This window comes from uncultured Thioclava sp. (genome assembly GCF_913064665.1).
Taxonomy (GTDB): Bacteria; Pseudomonadota; Alphaproteobacteria; order Rhodobacterales; family Rhodobacteraceae; genus Thioclava; species Thioclava arctica.
In genome coordinates, this window is the sequence record NZ_CAJYBT010000012.1 from 24441 (window position 1) to 40948 (window position 16508).

General features: G+C 62.2%; 18 protein-coding genes. 9 read left to right on the forward strand and 9 right to left on the reverse strand.

Translation table 11 applies throughout. The annotated features are described in order from the left end of the window. Window positions 1-5 precede the first annotated feature (5 nt). From QZ571_RS06975 to QZ571_RS06985, 3 genes are all read right to left on the reverse strand, one after another. Complete coding sequence (locus QZ571_RS06975) at window positions 6-476, reverse strand: DUF2271 domain-containing protein (RefSeq protein ID WP_295532996.1); 471 nt, start codon at window positions 474-476, stop codon at window positions 6-8. A 21-nt stretch (window positions 477-497) separates the two neighbouring features. Beyond that, window positions 498-935 carry a hypothetical protein gene (locus tag QZ571_RS06980; protein WP_295532997.1) on the reverse strand — a complete coding sequence of 146 codons (438 nt, stop codon included), beginning with the start codon at window positions 933-935 and terminating at the stop codon, window positions 498-500. Between the two features lie 168 nt (window positions 936-1103). Next, window positions 1104-1397: a PepSY domain-containing protein gene (locus QZ571_RS06985; RefSeq protein ID WP_295532998.1), complete on the reverse strand. Its 294-nt coding sequence runs from the start codon at window positions 1395-1397 to the stop codon at window positions 1104-1106. 136 nt (window positions 1398-1533) lie between these two features. Here QZ571_RS06985 and QZ571_RS06990 point away from each other — a divergent pair, with 136 nt between their 5' ends. Further along, on the forward strand, window positions 1534-2193 hold the full coding sequence (locus tag QZ571_RS06990; protein WP_295532999.1) for a response regulator transcription factor: 660 nt from the start codon (window positions 1534-1536) through the stop codon (window positions 2191-2193). Continuing rightward, window positions 2190-3527: an ATP-binding protein gene (locus tag QZ571_RS06995; protein ID WP_295533000.1), complete on the forward strand. Its 1338-nt coding sequence runs from the start codon at window positions 2190-2192 to the stop codon at window positions 3525-3527. The genes QZ571_RS06990 and QZ571_RS06995 overlap by 4 nt, the downstream gene beginning before the upstream one ends. 45 nt (window positions 3528-3572) lie before the next feature. On the opposite strand, the gene QZ571_RS07000 is transcribed toward QZ571_RS06995, so the two are convergent. Both QZ571_RS07000 and QZ571_RS07005 read right to left on the reverse strand, forming a co-directional pair. Beyond that, complete coding sequence (locus QZ571_RS07000; protein WP_295533001.1) at window positions 3573-5051, reverse strand: NAD-dependent succinate-semialdehyde dehydrogenase; 1479 nt, start codon at window positions 5049-5051, stop codon at window positions 3573-3575. A gap of 1 nt (window position 5052) precedes the next feature. Further along, complete coding sequence (locus QZ571_RS07005) at window positions 5053-6330, reverse strand: 4-aminobutyrate--2-oxoglutarate transaminase (protein ID WP_295533002.1); 1278 nt, start codon at window positions 6328-6330, stop codon at window positions 5053-5055. Window positions 6331-6502: 172 nt separating this feature from the next. Between QZ571_RS07005 and QZ571_RS07010 the strand changes: the two genes are divergently transcribed. The 4 genes from QZ571_RS07010 to QZ571_RS07025 all read left to right on the forward strand — a co-directional run bounded on the left by QZ571_RS07010 (window position 6503) and on the right by QZ571_RS07025 (window position 9134). Beyond that, a complete protein-coding gene (locus QZ571_RS07010; protein ID WP_366929939.1) occupies window positions 6503-7045 on the forward strand; it encodes a cupin domain-containing protein in 543 nt (180 codons plus the stop codon). A 181-nt stretch (window positions 7046-7226) separates the two neighbouring features. Further along, window positions 7227-7991 (forward strand): ABC transporter ATP-binding protein, encoded by a 765-nt coding sequence (locus QZ571_RS07015; protein ID WP_295533004.1) that lies wholly within the window; start codon window positions 7227-7229, stop codon window positions 7989-7991. Continuing rightward, complete coding sequence (locus tag QZ571_RS07020) at window positions 7966-8580, forward strand: energy-coupling factor transporter transmembrane protein EcfT (protein WP_295533005.1); 615 nt, start codon at window positions 7966-7968, stop codon at window positions 8578-8580. Before QZ571_RS07015 ends, QZ571_RS07020 begins: the two co-directional genes overlap by 26 nt. A 2-nt stretch (window positions 8581-8582) precedes the next feature. Next, window positions 8583-9134: a biotin transporter BioY gene (locus tag QZ571_RS07025; RefSeq protein ID WP_295533006.1), complete on the forward strand. Its 552-nt coding sequence runs from the start codon at window positions 8583-8585 to the stop codon at window positions 9132-9134. Between the two features lie 157 nt (window positions 9135-9291). Here the strand turns inward: QZ571_RS07025 and nagA are convergent, their stop codons facing one another. From nagA to QZ571_RS07045, 4 genes are all read right to left on the reverse strand, one after another. Next, window positions 9292-10437: an N-acetylglucosamine-6-phosphate deacetylase gene (gene nagA, locus QZ571_RS07030; protein WP_295533007.1), complete on the reverse strand. Its 1146-nt coding sequence runs from the start codon at window positions 10435-10437 to the stop codon at window positions 9292-9294. Next, window positions 10437-11468: an SIS domain-containing protein gene (locus tag QZ571_RS07035; protein ID WP_295533008.1), complete on the reverse strand. Its 1032-nt coding sequence runs from the start codon at window positions 11466-11468 to the stop codon at window positions 10437-10439. The genes nagA and QZ571_RS07035 overlap by 1 nt, the downstream gene beginning before the upstream one ends. Next, window positions 11465-12202 (reverse strand): GntR family transcriptional regulator, encoded by a 738-nt coding sequence (locus QZ571_RS07040; RefSeq protein ID WP_295533065.1) that lies wholly within the window; start codon window positions 12200-12202, stop codon window positions 11465-11467. The genes QZ571_RS07035 and QZ571_RS07040 overlap by 4 nt, the downstream gene beginning before the upstream one ends. Window positions 12203-12288: 86 nt before the next feature. Beyond that, a complete protein-coding gene (locus QZ571_RS07045) occupies window positions 12289-13134 on the reverse strand; it encodes a BadF/BadG/BcrA/BcrD ATPase family protein (RefSeq protein ID WP_295533009.1) in 846 nt (281 codons plus the stop codon). 145 nt (window positions 13135-13279) lie between these two features. Here QZ571_RS07045 and QZ571_RS07050 point away from each other — a divergent pair, with 145 nt between their 5' ends. The 3 genes from QZ571_RS07050 (at window position 13280) to QZ571_RS07060 (ending at window position 16504) form a co-directional block, all read left to right on the forward strand. Further along, a complete protein-coding gene (locus QZ571_RS07050) occupies window positions 13280-14218 on the forward strand; it encodes an N-acetylmuramic acid 6-phosphate etherase (RefSeq protein ID WP_295533010.1) in 939 nt (312 codons plus the stop codon). Between the two features lie 32 nt (window positions 14219-14250). Then, a complete protein-coding gene (locus QZ571_RS07055; RefSeq protein ID WP_295533011.1) occupies window positions 14251-15504 on the forward strand; it encodes an ABC transporter substrate-binding protein in 1254 nt (417 codons plus the stop codon). Window positions 15505-15586: 82 nt separating this feature from the next. Further along, entirely contained in the window at window positions 15587-16504 is a 918-nt protein-coding gene (locus QZ571_RS07060) for a carbohydrate ABC transporter permease (RefSeq protein ID WP_295533012.1), read from the forward strand. The last annotated feature ends 4 nt before the right edge of the window (window positions 16505-16508 follow it).

Below are 16508 nucleotides of genomic sequence, written 5' to 3' on the forward strand. Positions count from 1 at the left end.
CTGGATCACTCGGTAATGGTCAGGCTCTTGATGTAGCGGCGCCCGCCAATGGCTTTGCCAAGATTGGCCTTGCTCAAGGGCACCACGATTTCCTTGGGGCTTTCGGGCATGTTCTCGACCGCCGCATCGACATGCAGAACATAGCCCGCATCAAACAGCGCATCTTGTAGATCAAGCGTCACCTTGACCGAACGCCCGGAGCCGACCGAGGCCCCGGTTATGCCCGAAACTTGCGCGGCATCCCCGCCCGTTGCCTGATACCAGCCGCTGAGGTGGCGGTAGTAGCGCGCATTGCCTCCCGCCATCCACAGGCTGCCGACATAGGCCCCATTCGCGTTCGTCACATACATCGCGAAATAGGCGTTATTGCCATAATAGTTGGTCATCTGGGTGCTAAAGGTGACAGGGCGCGCAGAGGCGAGACCGGGCACGGTGAGCGCGGTTGTCAGCGCCAAAGTGGTCATCAGAGTTTTCATCGGTGTCTCCTGGCTGCGCGATCAGTTCGCTTGAACTTGCGGCGGGGTGGCGTTGTTGAACAAACCGTTCGCAGGCGGTGGCGCGGTGCCAGCGGGCGCGGGGTTCATGGCTTTGCTGCCCATGCCGCCGTCATCGTCATCTTCGTCGTCGTTTTCATCGTCGTGATGTTTCTTACGGCTCTTGAACCAGTGCTCGTCGCTATCGTTATCAGCGAGCACGATATGGGCGGCGGGCGCGTCGGTTTGTGCGCTGGTAATCGCGGCAGGGCTGGTTACGACCTGCGCAGAGCCGACCAGTGCAGACCCTACCAACGCAGCCGTGCTGGATGTCGATTGCATCAGCGTCGCCGTGGGCGTGACAGTGACGTCAGGTGCAGGGATCGGGGCTGCGGACAATGCGCCAAAGACGCTTGTGCCGACAGCGGCGGTCAGGGCGAGAAGGGCAAATGCGGATTTCATGGACGATTTCCTTTGTCTGTGGCGTTTCCTTGGGCCGACCATGAGGGCTGAGTCTGATCGGAGCCTGAAGCGTTGCGCCGCAGCGCTTCAGGTTCGTGTCAGGTGGGCGCGTCGATCACAAACTTGGGGGTAAATCGACGCGCCCTGCCCCGGGGAACGGGCCCGGGATCAGTCGTCGTCCTGGCGCTCTGGCTCCAAGACGCGCAACGTGCCGGGATCGAGGCGCAGCTCAACCCGGTTGCCTTTTGCGTCACGCGCTTTGACCTCGTAGCAGCCATCGTCGATCTTGATACGGCGTACTGTCAGGCCGCGCTTTTGCATCAGCGCATTGACCGCTGCTATCGGTTGCCAATCTGCCATCGGGACGCGGCAATCATGCTCAGAGGCCAGCGCAGCCGTGCCCATGCCCGTGGCAAGAACCAAGGGCAGGGCAAGACGACGAAGACGAAAAAGACGCGGCATGAAGGGCTCCGGTTCAGGTCGGTTGACGCTGATGTGGCGCATGAAGCTGACGCCAACCTGAAGCGGGGGGCGCGTCGGGTTCAGCTTGCGGTCAGCTTGGCACACGATAACCTGTACCGGCCGCTTGGAGAGTTGAATGCGCATTTTGCTAATCGAAGATGATAGCGTGCTTGGCTCTGCCGTGCGCGACCAGATCGCAGCCGATGGACATTCGGTCGATTGGATGAAGCGGCTCGATGAGGCGGGCGATGCGATGGCGGTGGCGGTCTTTGACCTTGTGCTGCTTGATCTGATGCTGCCCGACGGGCTCGGGATTGGCTTTCTGCGCAAGCTGCGTGCGCGCGGCGATGTCACCCCGGTGATCATCATGACCGCGCTTGATCAGGTGTCTGACCGGATCGACGGGCTGAATGCGGGCGCGGATGATTATCTGGTCAAACCCTTTGATCTGGAAGAACTTTCGGCCCGTATCGGTTCTGTTGCGCGCCGCTATGCGGGCAATCCCAACCCGACGATCACGCATGGCCCGCTTGAGATTGATCTGGCGGCGCGCACGATCTACCGCGATGGCAATCCGGTCGCGCTGACGGCGCGCGAATGGGTGCTGTTTGAGGCCTTTCTGAGCCGCCCTGACCAGTTATTGTCCAAAAAACAGCTTGAAGAGCGGTTCTATTCCTTTGACGCCGAGATCGAGAGCAACACCGTCGAGGTGCATGTCAGCCGCCTGCGCAAGAAACTGGGGGCAGGTGTGATCGTGACCGAACGCGGGCTTGGTTATCGGTTGGGCCGACGATGAGGTGGCCGCACTCGCTCCAGATCAGGCTGGGTCTTGCGGTGGGGGTGGTTGTGACCCTGCTTTGGGTCGCGAGTGCGTTGGTGACAGCGCAACTGATGCGCGGCGAGATGAACGAGGTGTTCGATTCTGCGTTGCAAGAGACTGCGCAACGGATTTTGCCGCTTGCGGTTGGGCAAATCCTTGGCCGTGAGGGTGTGACGGGGGCGCAGACCGTGCCGATAGTTCGCCCCCATGAAGAGCATTTCACCTATGTCGTGCGCGATGCGTCGGGCACTGTTTTGCTGCAGTCGCATATGGCGCAGCCCGCGCTGTTTCCTCCCTATTCGGGGCCCGGATTTTACGACACGCCCAAGCTGCGCATCTATTCCGATTCAGCGCTGCGTGGCAGTATCACGATCTCGGTCGCCGAACCGCGCACGCATCGCGATAACGCCGCGCATGAGGTGCAGATGGGGCTATTGGCGCCGCTGGGGCTGATCATTCCGTTGTCGCTTGGGGCGATTGCGCTGGTGTTGGGGCTGGGCTTTACCCCGCTGCGCCGGTTCCGGTTACGCTTGGCGGCGCGCGGAGCGGCGGATCTTTCTGCGGTGGAGACCCGCGATCTGCCCGCCGAGGTGCAGCCTTTGGGCGAGACGCTGAACGCGCTGTTAGCCCGGCTGGATGCGGCGTTTCAGGCCGAACGCCATTTTGCGGCCAATGCCGCACATGAGTTGCGCACGCCGCTGGCCGGGGCCATCGCGCAGACGCAGCGGTTGCGCTCAGAGACGACAGACCCCGCAAGCGCCGCGCGTGCTGGCGAGATCGAGGCCGGGTTAAAGCGGCTCACCCGGCTGTCCGAGGGGTTGATGCAACTGGCACGTGCCGAGGGCGGCAAGCTGCGCAATGAGGATATGCGCGATCTGCGCCCGATCCTGCGCTTGATGGCCGAGGACACTGCGCGTCTTGCCGGGGCGCCGCCGGTTCAGCTTGAGCTGCCCGAGACTGAGGTGCGCTCTGATCTTGATCCCGACATCTTCGGCATCTTGTGTCGCAACCTGATCGAGAACGCGCTACGCCACGGCACGCCGGGCGCGCCGGTGGTGGTGCGCCTGACGCAGGCCGGTCTGCTATCGGTTGAGAATGATTGTGACCCGCTGCCCGCCGAGGTGCTGGCCCAGCTTGGCAACCGGTTTGAGCGCGCGCCCGGATCGGGTGTTGGCAGCGGTTTGGGGCTTGCCATTGTGCACGCGATCATGGAGCGCGCGGGCGGCACGTTTGATGTAAAATCCCCCGCGCCGGGGCGCGAGCGCGGCTTTGTTGCGCGCGCCGATCTGCCGCTGCGCCTGCACCACTAGATACGCGGGGTGCAGGCGCTTGCGAGCCGTCTTATTCTGGCGCGCTTAGCTGATCCCGCCGATGCAGACGTTCTTGATTTCGAGGAAATCCTCGATCCCGTATTTTGAGCCTTCCCGGCCAAGACCGGATTGCTTGATGCCGCCAAACGGGGCGACCTCGGTTGAGATCAGGCCGGTATTCACCCCGACCATCCCGCTTTCCAAGGCTTCGGCCACGCGCCACACACGCGCCAGATCCCGGCTGTAGAAATACGAAGCAAGCCCGAATTCGCTGTCATTGGCCAGTGCGATCACTTCGCTCTCGGTCGTGAAGGGCACAAGGGCGGCCAGCGGGCCAAAGGTTTCCTCGTGACAGACGGACATGTCTCGGGTCACGTTGCGCATGACGGTCGGCGCAAAGAATGTGCCCCCCAAATTAGAGCGCGTGCCCCCGGTTGTCACCTCGGCGCCTTTTGCCAAAGCATCCGAAATATGCGCTTCGACTTTCGCGACTGCGGCCTCGTTGATCAGGGGGCCGGTGGTTACGCCTTCGTCAAAGCCGTTGCCCACGGACAGATCGCGCACCTTGATTTTGAGCTTTTCGGCGAAGGCGTCATAGACCCCGGCCTGCACATAGATGCGGTTCGCGCAAACGCAGGTTTGCCCATTATTGCGGAACTTGGCGATCATTGTGCCTTCGACCGCCGCGTCCAGATCCGCGTCATCAAAGACGATGAAAGGCGCGTTGCCGCCCAGTTCCAACGACATTTTTTTGATTGTGCTGGCGCATTGCTCCATCAGGATTTTGCCAACGCGGGTCGAGCCGGTAAAGGTGATCTTGCGCACTTTGGGATTGGCGCAAAGCTCGAGTCCCACGCCCGAGGCGTCGGTTGATGGGATCACGTTGAACACACCGGCGGGAATGCCCGCGCGATGTGCCAGCACCGCCATTGCCAGCGCGGAAAGCGGGGTCAATTCAGAAGGGCGCGCCACAAAAGTGCAGCCTGCCGCCAGCGCCGGGCCAACTTTGCGCGCGATCATCGCATTGGGAAAGTTCCACGGCGTGATCGAGCCGACAACCCCCACGGGCTGCTTGAGCACCATGATGCGTTTATCGCGCTGGTGGCCGGGAATGACATCGCCATAAACGCGTTTGGCCTCTTCGGCGAACCATTCGATGAAGGACGCGCCATACAGGATCTCGCCGCGCGCCTCGGGCCAGGGCTTGCCCATTTCGGCCGTCAGGATCGTTGCCAGATCATCGGCGTTCTCGACTATCAGATCGTGCCAGCGCCGCAGGATCGCGCCACGCTCTTTGCCGGTCTGCGCCGCCCAAGCAGGGCCGGCGGCATAGGCTGCGTCAATCGCGCCTGCAGTCTCGGTCACCGACAGGTCGGCAACCTCTGCCACCAGCGCGCCGGTGGCAGGATCGTAAACGCCAAAGCGGGTATCGCCTGCGTGCCACGTGCCGTTCACATAGGCCCGCGTTTCCAGCAGCGAGGGGTCTTTCAGCGACAAAGCACGCGGCGTGAGATCAAGCGTCATGTCAGGCACCTTTCACGGCGTCGATCGACGCTTCCAGAATATCCATGGCCTCGGCGAACACCTCATCAGGGATGGTGAGCGGCGCGAGGAAACGGATCACGTTGCCATACACACCGCAGGTCAACAGAACGAGCCCGCGCTCCAGCGCTTCGGCGCGAATGGCGTTGGCCATCTCGGGGTTGGGGGCTGAGCCATCTGCGGTGTTGAACTCGGCTGCGATCATGAAGCCGGGGCCGCGCACATCGACGATTTCGGGCACCCGCGAGCGGATCTCATTCAGCCGCTGTTTCAGGCGAGACCCCAGCGCGTTGGCGCGGTTGCACAGGTCTTCTTCCTCGATCACGTCAAGCACGGCATTGGCCGCAGCGATGCCCAGCGGGTTGCCACCATAGGTGCCCCCCAGACCGCCCGGTTGTGCGGCATCCATAATCTCGGCGCGCCCGGTGACCGCCGCCAGCGGCAGACCGCCCGCAAGACCCTTGGCCATGGTCGTGAGGTCGGGCACCACGTCATAGCCCTCCATCGCGAACAGGTTGCCAGTGCGCGCAAAGCCGGTCTGGATTTCATCGGCAATCATCAGGATGCCATACTCGTCACATAGCGCGCGCAGGGCGCGCATCAGTTCGGCCGGTGCGGGGTAGAACCCGCCTTCGCCCTGAACGGGTTCCACAATGATTGCAGCCACGCGATCGGGGTCCAGATCGGCCTTGAACAGCTTTTGAATGCCCGAAAGCGTGTCTTCGGTGCTGGTTCCGTGCAGTTCAATCGGGAACGGGACGTGATACACATCGGGCATCATCGCGCCGAAGTTTTTCTTATAGGGGGCAACCTTGCCGGTCAGGCTCATGCCCATGAATGTGCGGCCATGGAACGCACCGCCAAAGGCGATGATGGCGGGGCGGCGGGTGGCGGCGCGCGCGATCTTGATAGCGTTCTCGACGGCCTCGGCACCGGTGGTCACGAAGACGGTTTTTTTCGCGAAGTCGCCCGGCACTTTTTCGTTCAGCCGCTCGGCAAGCCGGATGTAGTTTTCATAGGGCAGGACCTGGTGGCAGGTATGGGTGAACGCCTCGGTCTGAGTGCGCACCGCTGCCATCACCTTGGGGTGGCAATGGCCTGTGTTGACCACGGCAATCCCGGCCGCAAAGTCGATATAGCGCCGACCTTCGACGTCCCAGACTTCTGAACCAGAGGCGCGTTCGACATAGATTTGAGTCTGCATTCCAACACCCACCGAAATGGCGGCATCGCGGCGTTTGGAAATCTCTGCGTTTTTCATCTGGTGGTTCCTCTGGGAAAGGCATGAGCGCCCGGTGAGTCGATCTTTGCACGATAAAGCGTCGAGGGAACTAAAATAGTCTGTTTCTTTTGTGCGCTAACTTGCTGTAATAATTGGGATGGAATTATTATGATGGTGAATAATGAACAATCCAAACGCCGCGCAGGAAGACATCGAGATCGGACAGCGTTTGCGCTTCATGCGCGAGCGTGCCGGATTGTCGCAACGCGAGCTGGCCAAGAAGACCGGGGTGCCGAATTCGACGATCTCCTTGATCGAGTCGGGCAAGATGAATCCGTCTGTCGGGGCGCTGCGCCGTGTCTTGATCGGCATCCCGATCAGCCTGTCGGAATTCTTCGCGTTTCAGCCCGATCCCGAGAAGGTCAGCTTTTATGCCGCAGGCGATCTCAGCGAGATTGGCAAGGGCAAGCTGTCGCTCAAGCAGGTCGGGTCAAGCCTGTTCGGGCGGGCGTTGATGATCTTGTATGAAACCTATGACCTTGGGGCGGATACGGGCCGGGTCATGTATGGCCATGAGGGCGAAGAGGGGGGCATTGTTCTTGCGGGGCGTGTCGAGATCACGGTGGGTGCACAACGCAAAATCCTTGGCCCGGGGGATGCCTATTATTTTGACAGCCGTGCGCCGCATCGCTTTCGTCAGGTCGGCCCGGAAAAAAGTATCATCGTCAGCGCCTGCACGCCGCCAACCTTTTGAGCGGCGTCGCGGGTGCGGCTCTGCGTCAAGGACCTGTCTGAAGAGCGGGCTTGCGTATCGGGCGTCAAAACGGGATGAGCCTTGCGTAAATCAGTGCGTGCAGGCAGATGGTGCGTAGAAATGCGTTGCAGATGACGTTGGGAGCGTGTCGCAACCGAAAAACCCGGATTGGGGCGGGAGAATGACGTTGAACCGCATGACGGCCAAGCAGATGCAAGAGGCACCCGAGGCGCAGCTGACCCTTGCCGATGTCTCGGTGCGCATCGAAGAGCGCCCCGTGCTGAACCAACTCAGCCTCGATGTCTCGTTTCGTCGCCTTGGAATTGTCGGGCGCAACGGCTCAGGGAAATCCACCTTTGCACGCCTGCTTGCCGGGTTGATTGCGCCGCAGGACGGGCTGGTGCGTCTGAACGGAGTCGATGTTTTCGGGGATCGCCGCGCGGCGCTACGAGAAGTCGGGATTTTGTTTCAAAATCCCGATCACCAGATCATTTTTCCCACCGTTCTTGAGGAGGTCGCCTTTGGCCTTGCGCAACTCGGGCGCAAAGCAAAGCAGGCCGAACGCGACGCCCATGAAATCCTCGCGCGGTTCCAGAAATCGCAATGGGCGCAGATGCCGATTTCAACGCTCTCACATGGGCAGAAACACCTTGTCTGTCTGATGTCCATCGTTGCGATGTCCCCCAAGGTGGTGGTGCTGGACGAACCTTTCGCGGGGCTCGATATGCCCACGAAAGCGCAGCTAAGCCGCTATCTGCAACTGTTTGGCGGCACGGTAATTCACATCTCGCATGACCCCAAAGATCTGGCAGACTGCGAGACGGTCCTGTGGTTGGAAAAGGGGCAGATTGCGCGTGCCGGTGCCGCGCCGGATGTTCTGAACAACTATCTTGAGGCAATGACCAAGCTGGGAGAAGGTGATGATATCTCTGACCTCTCCCGTTAGAACGCGCGCCCATGATATGCCTGCGGCGCTCAAGCTGGGGCTGTTGTTTCTGGCCACGGTGATCTTGGCGAGCACGTCAAACCTGTGGTTTCACGGCGCGGTTTTTCTGGCCACGGTGATCTTGTATCTGCTTCCGGGCTGGCTGTTTTTCAGCGTGGGCCTGCGGCGGCTTTTCATTCTTTGGCCCTTCGTCGTGGTTGTTCTGGCATGGCACATCTGGAGCGGCGCGACGACTGCGGGGCTTGTCATCGTTTTGCGCATGATGAGCGCTGTGGCGCTTGCCAATCTGGTGACGATGACCACGCGTCTGAGTGACATGATGGCGGTGGTGCACAGGCTCACGGCGCCCTTCGCGCGATTTGGCTTGAACCTGCGCGCGCTCGAAATTTGCATCGCCCTTGTGATCCGCATGATCCCCGTTTTGGCGCAAAAGGGACAGTTGCTATCGCAAAGCTGGCGCGCGCGCTCGACGCGAAAGCCGCGCTGGCGCATTGTTTTACCGCTTGCGCTATGCGCACTTGAGGATGCGGATCACGTAGCAGAAGCCCTTCGCGCCCGCGGTGGGTTGATCGACTTGCAGGAGAGATGAGAATGGAAAAGACTGTCGCCAATGTGGCGTTATTTGCGGCGCTGATCGCAGTTCTGGGGTTGGTGCCCAATATCACGCTTGGATTTGGCGTGCCGATCACGGCGCAAAGTCTGGGTGTCATGCTATGCGGCACGGTTTTGGGCGCACGGCGCGGGGCGATGGCGGTGCTTGTCTTCTTGCTGCTTGTCGCGCTTGGCTTGCCGCTTTTGTCTGGCGGACGTGGTGGGCTTGGAGTCTTTGCGGGGCCGACCTCGGGCTTTTTGTTTGGCTGGGTCGTGGCGGCCTTTGTCACCGGCTTGATCGTTGAGAAGTGGCGCGGCGCGCCCTTGGTGCTTGTGGCGAGCGTGGCCTCGATCATCGGGGGAATTGCTGTGCTTTATGCCTTTGGGATCGTTGGTATGTCCCTCGTGCTTGGCAAAACCATTTCGGAAGCGACGCTTTTGGTGTTGGCGTTTATTCCGGGGGACATCGCCAAAGCCATCGTGGCCGGACTGTTGACCGCATCACTGGCGCGCGCCCGCCCAAGCAGTCTTTTGTCGCGTCAGGCGCGATAAAGCGGCGGAAGATTTGGGGCCAGTTGAGGTGCGATCGGTGGGCCGAGCGCACCTCTCACCACCCGGAATGCTTAGCTGACAACTCCAGCTTCAAAGGATGCCGTTGTCAGGGGCAGAGCAATCACAGACTCGGCGGCAGATGCACACCCTCAGCCCGTCACAAGGGTGCGCCGCCGTGCCAGCTTTGCCGCAGTTTCAGCCCGTCATCCAGATGCACGAAATGCGCTGCGGCCCACGGGCGCAAAGTGCCGCAGGATGCACTTAGCCCGATGCAATCGGCGGGGGCCCGTGTCGCCATACCAAGCGCCGTAACCAGATCAAGCCCGATCCGGTGATGCATGTTTGAAATGGCCTGTGGCAGGGTCACATCGGCACCGGCCAACGTCCCGTCGGCCAGCGTCAGCCGCCCGTCACGGCGTTCGATCCAGCGATCATTCAATGTGAAACCAGACAGATCTGTCCCCGCCACCGCCATCGCATCTGTCACCAGAAACAGCCGCTCTGGCGCCCTTTTGGCCCGCAGCGCGACTCCCAGCGCGGGAGCCGAGACATGGACGAGATCCGCGATAATCCCGGCCGCCACGCCGCTGTCGAGGGCCGCGCCCACCAGCCCCGGCGCGCGATGGCCAAGCTGGCTCATGGCATTGTAGAGATGGGTCACGCAACGCGCCCCCGCGCCAAATGCCGCCATGGCTGTGTCGTAGCTGCAATTGGAATGGCCAAGGCTCACGATCACCCCGGCGCGCGTCAGTGCTGCGATTTGATCGGGGCGTACCGTTTCCGGGGCCAGCGTCACCATCAGCGCGGGCATCTGCCGCGCTGCGGCGCAGATCATGTCCAGATCGACCTGTTGCATCGGGCGGATTAGCTCGGGCGCATGCGCCCCCTTGCGGTTCGGGTCAAGATGCGGCCCCTCAAGATGCAGCCCCAAGAACCCCGGAACCTGCGTCCGCGCAGCCGCGATCCCGGCCTGCAACACCGCGCCCACCGTCTCGCGCGTGGAGGTGATCAGCGTCGGAAGTAACCCTGCCGTGCCCAGCCGCAGATGCGCGTTGCAAATGGTGCGGATCTCGGTCGTGGCATCGCCTGCGCCCAGCATCACCCCGCCACCGCCATTGACCTGCAGGTCCAGCAGCCCCGGCGCGAGGATACCGCCAGCCAGAGCCACATGCTGGCCCGCAGGCGTGGCGGCGGCGGGCATGATCGCTGCGATGCGATCCTCTTTGATCACCAGCACATGATCGCAAAACATCGTGGCACCGTCAAAAATCCGCGCACCAGAATAGACCGTAAGCTGCGTCATCACACGGTCTCCGTGACCTTGCGCAGATGCGGCGGCGTGTCGGGATGGAAACCGCGCCGCCGTGACAGAGCCTCGACAAAGGCATAGAAACTCACCACCGGCACCAGTGGCGCGACCAGCGGATGCAAACCGCTCACCGAAGGTAGGATCACCGCCCCCGCGGTCTTGCCCGGCGCAGTTAGGAACACATCCGCCCCTTGCGCGACCAGCCGCTCGGCCGTTGCCTCGAGCCGGTCGAGGGCCGCATCTTCCACCGCCAGCGCCAACACTGGAAACCCTGCCTGCACGATGGCAGCGGGCCCGTGCAGCACCTCGGCTGCCGAGAAGCTCTCGGCGTGGAGCCCCGAGGTTTCCTTGAATTTCAGCGCCATTTCGTTGGCGATGGCAAAACCGGGGCCGCGCCCGAGCACGTAAAGCGACTGGCTGCGCACCAGCCGATCCGAAAGAGGCGTCCAGTCGCAGGAAATCGCGCGCTCGAATACGTCGGGCAGCCCGGCCAGCGCTGTGCCCAGTGCTGCGTCCTGACGCCATTCTGCCAGCAGCGATAGCCCCGCGACGATTGAGGTCACGAAGCTCTTCGTCGCCGCGACCGAGCGTTCCGGTCCCGCGCGCAACGCCAGCGAATGATCGGCAGCCTCGGCCATCGGCGACGCGCCGTCATTGGTGATGGCGCAGGTCAGTGCGCCGCCCGTCTTTGCCGCGCGCAACAATTCGACAATGTCGGGGCTGCGACCCGATTGCGAAATCCCGATGCAGCCCATGCCACCCAGTCGCAGCTGCGCTCCGTAGATCGAGGCGACCGAGGGTCCGACCGAGGCCACCGGCACGCCCGCCGCCAGTTCGATGGCATATTTCAGATAGGTCGCGGCATGATCCGACGAGCCTCGCGCCACCGTCACGATGCAATGGGGATCAAGCGCACGCAGCGCCTCTCCGGCAAGCGCGCGCTCCGCTGAACCTTGCTCCAGAAGCCTGCGCGTGGCCTGCGGGATCTCTTCGATCTCGCGCCGCATCAACGTCTTTTCCGTCATGTGCCATTCCTTTCCGGTGCCGTTGACAGCAGCAATTCCGCTGTAAAATCATAAGCATCACCGCGATAGATCGAGCGCGTGATCTCCGCTACCCGCCCGGATGGCAGATATGAGACCCGCTCGATCTGCAGGCCCGCAGCCCCTTCGGGCGATTCAAGAAGTGCGGCGGTCTCGGCGTCGATATTGGTCGCCGAGATGCGCTGCACCGCGCGCACCGGGCGCATTCCGCGCGAGCCAAGATATTCATAAAGCGAGTCCCCGACCGCGCCTGGATCGGGCAGGATCGTCTCGGGCAGCGCGGCCCGCTCAATCGCCAGTGGCACCCCGTCCGAAAGACGCACCCGCGCCAGCCGCGCGACCCTTTCATGCGCCTTCAGGCCCAGCACCATCACCTCATCCGTCGACGGTCGCACCAAGGCGCGCTCCAGCCAGATCGCACGGGTCTCGCGGCCCCGTCGCGCCATGTCCTCGGTAAAGGAGTTAAGCTGCGAGAGCGCCATCTCCACCTTCTCGACCCGCGGCGCCACGAAGGTCCCCGAGCCACGCCGCTGCACCAATTTGCCCGCCGCGACCAGTTGCTCGACCGCTTTGCGCACCGTCACTCGCGACAGGCCCGACATCGCGGCGATATCACGCTCGGCTGGCAGGCTCTCGCCCGGGCGCAACGCACCGCTCTCGATCGCCTCGGTGATGCGCGCGCGCAATTGCAGATAAAGCGGGCCAGCGCCGGGCATATCGAACCCCTCGGCGGAAAAGATCCGCGCGCTGACATCGCCCAACTCCGGCGCTTTCATGCCCTGATCACTCATGTGCTTATCACTCATGTCACGCCCCCCGCGCGCGCCAGCATCAGCGCCCCGTCAAGCCCGGTTCCGCGCGGTTCAAGTAAATCGACGCCCAGTCGATCACCCAGACGCGCGGCAAAGATCGGGCCGAGCCCGCCTGTGAAACAGACCGGAAGCCGCGCTGCTTCGGGTTGCAAATGTTCGATCCGGCGCAGCACCCAAGCCTCGGCTTCGGCCAATAGCGCCTGAACTGCAGAATCCTCGGGTCGTTCGAGCATACGGCGCGCGTGCTGGGCGAAATCGACAGGGCGCGCCGAGGCCGCAAATCCCGCCATGGCTTCGGCCCCGCCCATATCGTCCAGCAGGTCGCGCAGGAATGGCGTCATCTCGATCAACCCGTCATGCGCCCAAAGCGCGCGGCTCATCATCGCGCGCCCCAGCCAAGCGCCGCTGCCCTCGTCCCCAACCGCAAGCCCCCAGCCGCCCGTCATCCGCAGATCGCCTTTCACGCGCCGGGCAAAGACTGATCCGGTTCCAAGCGCCGCGACGATCCCGTCGCGCCCGGCCAGCGCACCTTCGGCCGCCGTTTGCGCGTCCCACAGGACGCGCGCGCTGGCAAAGGGCAACTGTGCGGCCAACGTCTGCGCGGCTGCGGCCAGATTGCCGCCCGCTAGACCCAGCACGGCGTGCAGATCCTCAGGTTTGCCCGCATCGCCAAGCGCCATGCGCGCCGCTGTCAGGATATTGGCGCATGCGCCTTCGGGGTCTGACACGATATTGGCCGGACCGGCCTCACCGCGTCCGATCACGTGACCGGCATCGTCGCCGATTACCGCGCGACACCCGCTACCACCGCCATCGATTCCCAGAAATATGCGCATGCGCCCTCCATTGAGCGAGACCATACCAAATGAATACCATTTCGCAAGATGGATGAGGTGCATCGGGTGAATTTCACAAAATTCTCCTTTCATCTGGACAATTGGTATTATTTTGGCATCATTCGCCACCAAGGGGGAGATTCGCATGACCGCACAGCCTGCCAGCGCGCGCCATACCGAAGACCGGCACGAAGGATCGGCCGGGCTTCACGCATTGCCGCCGCGCGAGGTGATGGCGCGGCTGCTTTCGGCTCAGCTTGACTCGCTCGGTGCGCTGCAATTTGAGCTGCCCGCTCTTGCGGATGCCGCCGCGCGCGCGGCGCAAGCGTTGCAGGCGGGCGGCAAGCTTGCTTATGCGGGCGCGGGCAGTTCGGGGTTGATGGCGATGGCCGATTGTCTTGAACTCGCGGGCACTTACGGCATCGCGCCCGCGCGCACGCCGATTTTGTTCGCGGGCGGCACAGCGTCCCTGTCGCACATGATCGGCGCGGTCGAGGATGATCCCGAATTGGCCCGCGCCGATCTTGCAACTGCTGCGCTTGGCCCTTCGGATGCGGTGATCTGTGTCTCGGCGTCGGGGCGCACGCCTTATACGCTTGTCGTGGCCGAGGGGGCGCAGGCCGCCGGTGCCAGCGTGATCGGAATTGCGAATGTCGTGGGCTCGCCGCTGTTGGAGCGCGCCGATATCGCCATCGCCCTAGAGACCGGGGCGGAGTTGGTTTCGGGATCGACCCGGATGGCGGCGGGCAGCGCGCAGAAGATCGCGCTTAACATGATATCCACCCAGATCGGGCTGCTGCTCGGCCATGTTCATGACGGCTACATGGTCAATCTCACGGCCGATAACGCGAAGCTGCGCGCCCGCGCCACCGGCATGGTGGCCGCGATCGCGGGCACCCCGCCCGAGGTCGCGGCGCACGCGCTTGATCTGGCAGGCGGCGCGGTCAAACCGGCGGTGCTGATCGCGACCGGGGCCAGCCCGGAGCTGGCGCAAGACCTGCTAGCGGCAAGCGGCGGGCATCTTGCGGCAGCGCTTGACCGTCTAAAACTCAAACTAGAGGCCGCAAAGGCCCAATCCATTTAAAGGGCCTATTGGCCCGCAACCCGGAGGTAACTATGAAATCCTACGCAATCGCAGCTATTTTGCTGGGCACGGCACTGGCTGGCAACGCAGCACTGGCCGAGACCACGATCACCATCGAGAGTTGGCGCAATGACGACCTGCCCATCTGGCAGAAAGAGATCATTCCCGCCTTCGAGAAAGACCATCCAGATATCAAGGTGGTCTTCGCCCCCTCTGCGCCCACCGAATACAATGCCGCGCTGAACTCCAAGCTTGACGCGGGCACAGCGGGCGACCTGATTACCTGTCGGCCCTATGACGCCTCGCTGGCGCTGTACAAGAAGGGCCAGCTTGCCGATCTGAGCGACATGGCCGAGATGAAGAACTTCCCCGAGGTGGCCAAATCCGCGTGGCAGACCGATGACGGGGCCCATACGTTCTGCATGCCGATGGCCTCGGTGATTCACGGATTCATCTATAACAAGGATGCCTTCGACGAACTGGGCATCACCCCGCCCAAGACGGTGGACGAATTCTATGCCGACCTCGACAAGATCAAAGCCGATGGCAGCTATATTCCGCTCGACATGGGAACCCATGACCAGTGGGAAGCCGCGACGATGGGCTATCAGAATATCGGCCCGACCTATTGGAAGGGCGAAGAGGGCCGCAAGGCACTGATCGCGGGCACCCAAAAGCTGACCGATCCCGATTGGGTCGAACCGCTCAAGCAACTCGCGAAATGGTCGAACTACCTTGGCGACGGCTATCAGGCGCAGACCTATCCTGACAGCCAGAACCTGTTCACGCTGGGCCGCGCAGCGATCTATCCTGCTGGCTCGTGGGAGATTCCGGGCTTTGAGGCGCAGGCCGATTTCAAGATGGGGGCCTTCGCGCCGCCGGTGCAGAAAGTTGGCGACACCTGCTACATCTCGGACCAGCCCGACCATGCGATGGGGCTCAACGCGGCGAGCAAGAACAAGGACGCGGCGATGACCTTCTTGCAATGGCTGGGTGGTCAGGACTTCGCGCAGATCTATGCGAACTCTCTTCCCGGTTTCTTCGCGCTGAATTCGGCCCCGGTCGATCTGAAAGATCCGCTCGCGCAGGAGTTCCTGAGCTGGCGCAAGGATTGCAAATCGACGATCCGCTCGACCTATCAGATCCTTTCGCGCGGCACGCCGAACCTGGAGAACGCGACCTGGGCGGCGTCGGCCAATGTGATGAACGGCACCCAGACGCCCGAAGAGGCAGCCGCCGATCTGCAAAAGGATCTGGCGAGCTGGTATAAGCCGCAGCAAAACTGAGCCGAACCGGGCGGGCGGCATGTGCCCGCTCGCCCGGTCCCCGCGCCGTTTTCCAATCATCGAAACCGAAAGGGCTGAGCTGATGTCCGAGCGCACGCCATTCCGCTGGCATATCGCGGTATTTCTTGCCCCGGCGGTGGTGATTTACACGCTGGTGATGATCATCCCCCTTTTCGCGACCCTTGATCTGTCGCTGTATTCCGCGACAGAGACGGGCACGAAATTCGTCGGTTTGGAGAATTTCCGCACGCTGTTCGGCGATGCGCACTGGGCCGAGCAGTTTTGGAATGCGTTTTGGAACAATGTCTGGTTCTTCCTGATCAACATGGCGGTTCAGAACCCCGTCGGGATCGCGCTGGCGGCGCTTTTGTCGCTGCCCCGGTTGCGCTTTGCCGCGCTTTATCGTTCGGCCATCTTCGTGCCCACGATCCTGAGTTTCGTGATTGTCGGCTTCGTTTGGAAGCTGATCCTGTCGCCAATCTGGGGCATCGCGCCCTCGATGCTGGCCGCAATCGGACTGCGTCATCTTTTTGAGCCGTGGCTCGGGCAAGAGACAACCGCGCTGACCACCGTTGCGCTGATCTCGGTCTGGCAGTTCATTGGCATTCCGATGATGCTGATCTATGCCGCGCTGCTGTCGATCCCCGAAGAGGTGATCGAGGCCGCCGAGGTCGACGGTATCACCGGGATGGCACAGTTCTGGAAGATCAAGCTACCGTTGATCCTGCCCTCAATCGGGATCATCTCAATCCTGACCTTCGTGGGCAATTTCAACGCGTTCGATCTGATCTATGTCGCGCAGGGCGCGCTGGCCGGCCCAGATTTCTCAACCGATATTCTGGGCACGTTCATGTATCGCACCTTTTTCGGCTTCCAGCTCCAGCTTGGCGATCCGAACATGGGCGCGACCATTGCCTCGGTGATGTTCTTCATCATCCTGATCGGCGTGTGTCTTTACCTGTTCGGCATCCAGCGGCGGCTGCGTCGCTACCAGTTCTGAGGAG

Bases quoted from the DNA above. Each gene is read 5' to 3' on its own strand.
- QZ571_RS06975 (WP_295532996.1), bottom strand. From the start codon at position 476: ATGAAAACTCTGATGACCACTTTGGCGCTGACAACCGCGCTCACCGTG.
- QZ571_RS06980 (WP_295532997.1), bottom strand. From the start codon at position 935: ATGAAATCCGCATTTGCCCTTCTCGCCCTGACCGCCGCTGTCGGCACA.
- QZ571_RS06985 (WP_295532998.1), bottom strand. From the start codon at position 1,397: ATGCCGCGTCTTTTTCGTCTTCGTCGTCTTGCCCTGCCCTTGGTTCTT.
- QZ571_RS06990 (WP_295532999.1), top strand. From the start codon at position 1,534: ATGCGCATTTTGCTAATCGAAGATGATAGCGTGCTTGGCTCTGCCGTG.
- QZ571_RS06995 (WP_295533000.1), top strand. From the start codon at position 2,190: ATGAGGTGGCCGCACTCGCTCCAGATCAGGCTGGGTCTTGCGGTGGGG.
- QZ571_RS07000 (WP_295533001.1), bottom strand. From the start codon at position 5,051: ATGACGCTTGATCTCACGCCGCGTGCTTTGTCGCTGAAAGACCCCTCG.
- QZ571_RS07005 (WP_295533002.1), bottom strand. From the start codon at position 6,330: ATGAAAAACGCAGAGATTTCCAAACGCCGCGATGCCGCCATTTCGGTG.
- QZ571_RS07015 (WP_295533004.1), top strand. From the start codon at position 7,227: ATGACGTTGAACCGCATGACGGCCAAGCAGATGCAAGAGGCACCCGAG.
- QZ571_RS07020 (WP_295533005.1), top strand. From the start codon at position 7,966: ATGATATCTCTGACCTCTCCCGTTAGAACGCGCGCCCATGATATGCCT.
- QZ571_RS07025 (WP_295533006.1), top strand. From the start codon at position 8,583: ATGGAAAAGACTGTCGCCAATGTGGCGTTATTTGCGGCGCTGATCGCA.
- nagA (WP_295533007.1), bottom strand. From the start codon at position 10,437: ATGACGCAGCTTACGGTCTATTCTGGTGCGCGGATTTTTGACGGTGCC.
- QZ571_RS07035 (WP_295533008.1), bottom strand. From the start codon at position 11,468: ATGACGGAAAAGACGTTGATGCGGCGCGAGATCGAAGAGATCCCGCAG.
- QZ571_RS07040 (WP_295533065.1), bottom strand. From the start codon at position 12,202: ATGCCCGGCGCTGGCCCGCTTTATCTGCAATTGCGCGCGCGCATCACC.
- QZ571_RS07045 (WP_295533009.1), bottom strand. From the start codon at position 13,134: ATGCGCATATTTCTGGGAATCGATGGCGGTGGTAGCGGGTGTCGCGCG.
- QZ571_RS07050 (WP_295533010.1), top strand. From the start codon at position 13,280: ATGACCGCACAGCCTGCCAGCGCGCGCCATACCGAAGACCGGCACGAA.
- QZ571_RS07055 (WP_295533011.1), top strand. From the start codon at position 14,251: ATGAAATCCTACGCAATCGCAGCTATTTTGCTGGGCACGGCACTGGCT.
- QZ571_RS07060 (WP_295533012.1), top strand. From the start codon at position 15,587: ATGTCCGAGCGCACGCCATTCCGCTGGCATATCGCGGTATTTCTTGCC.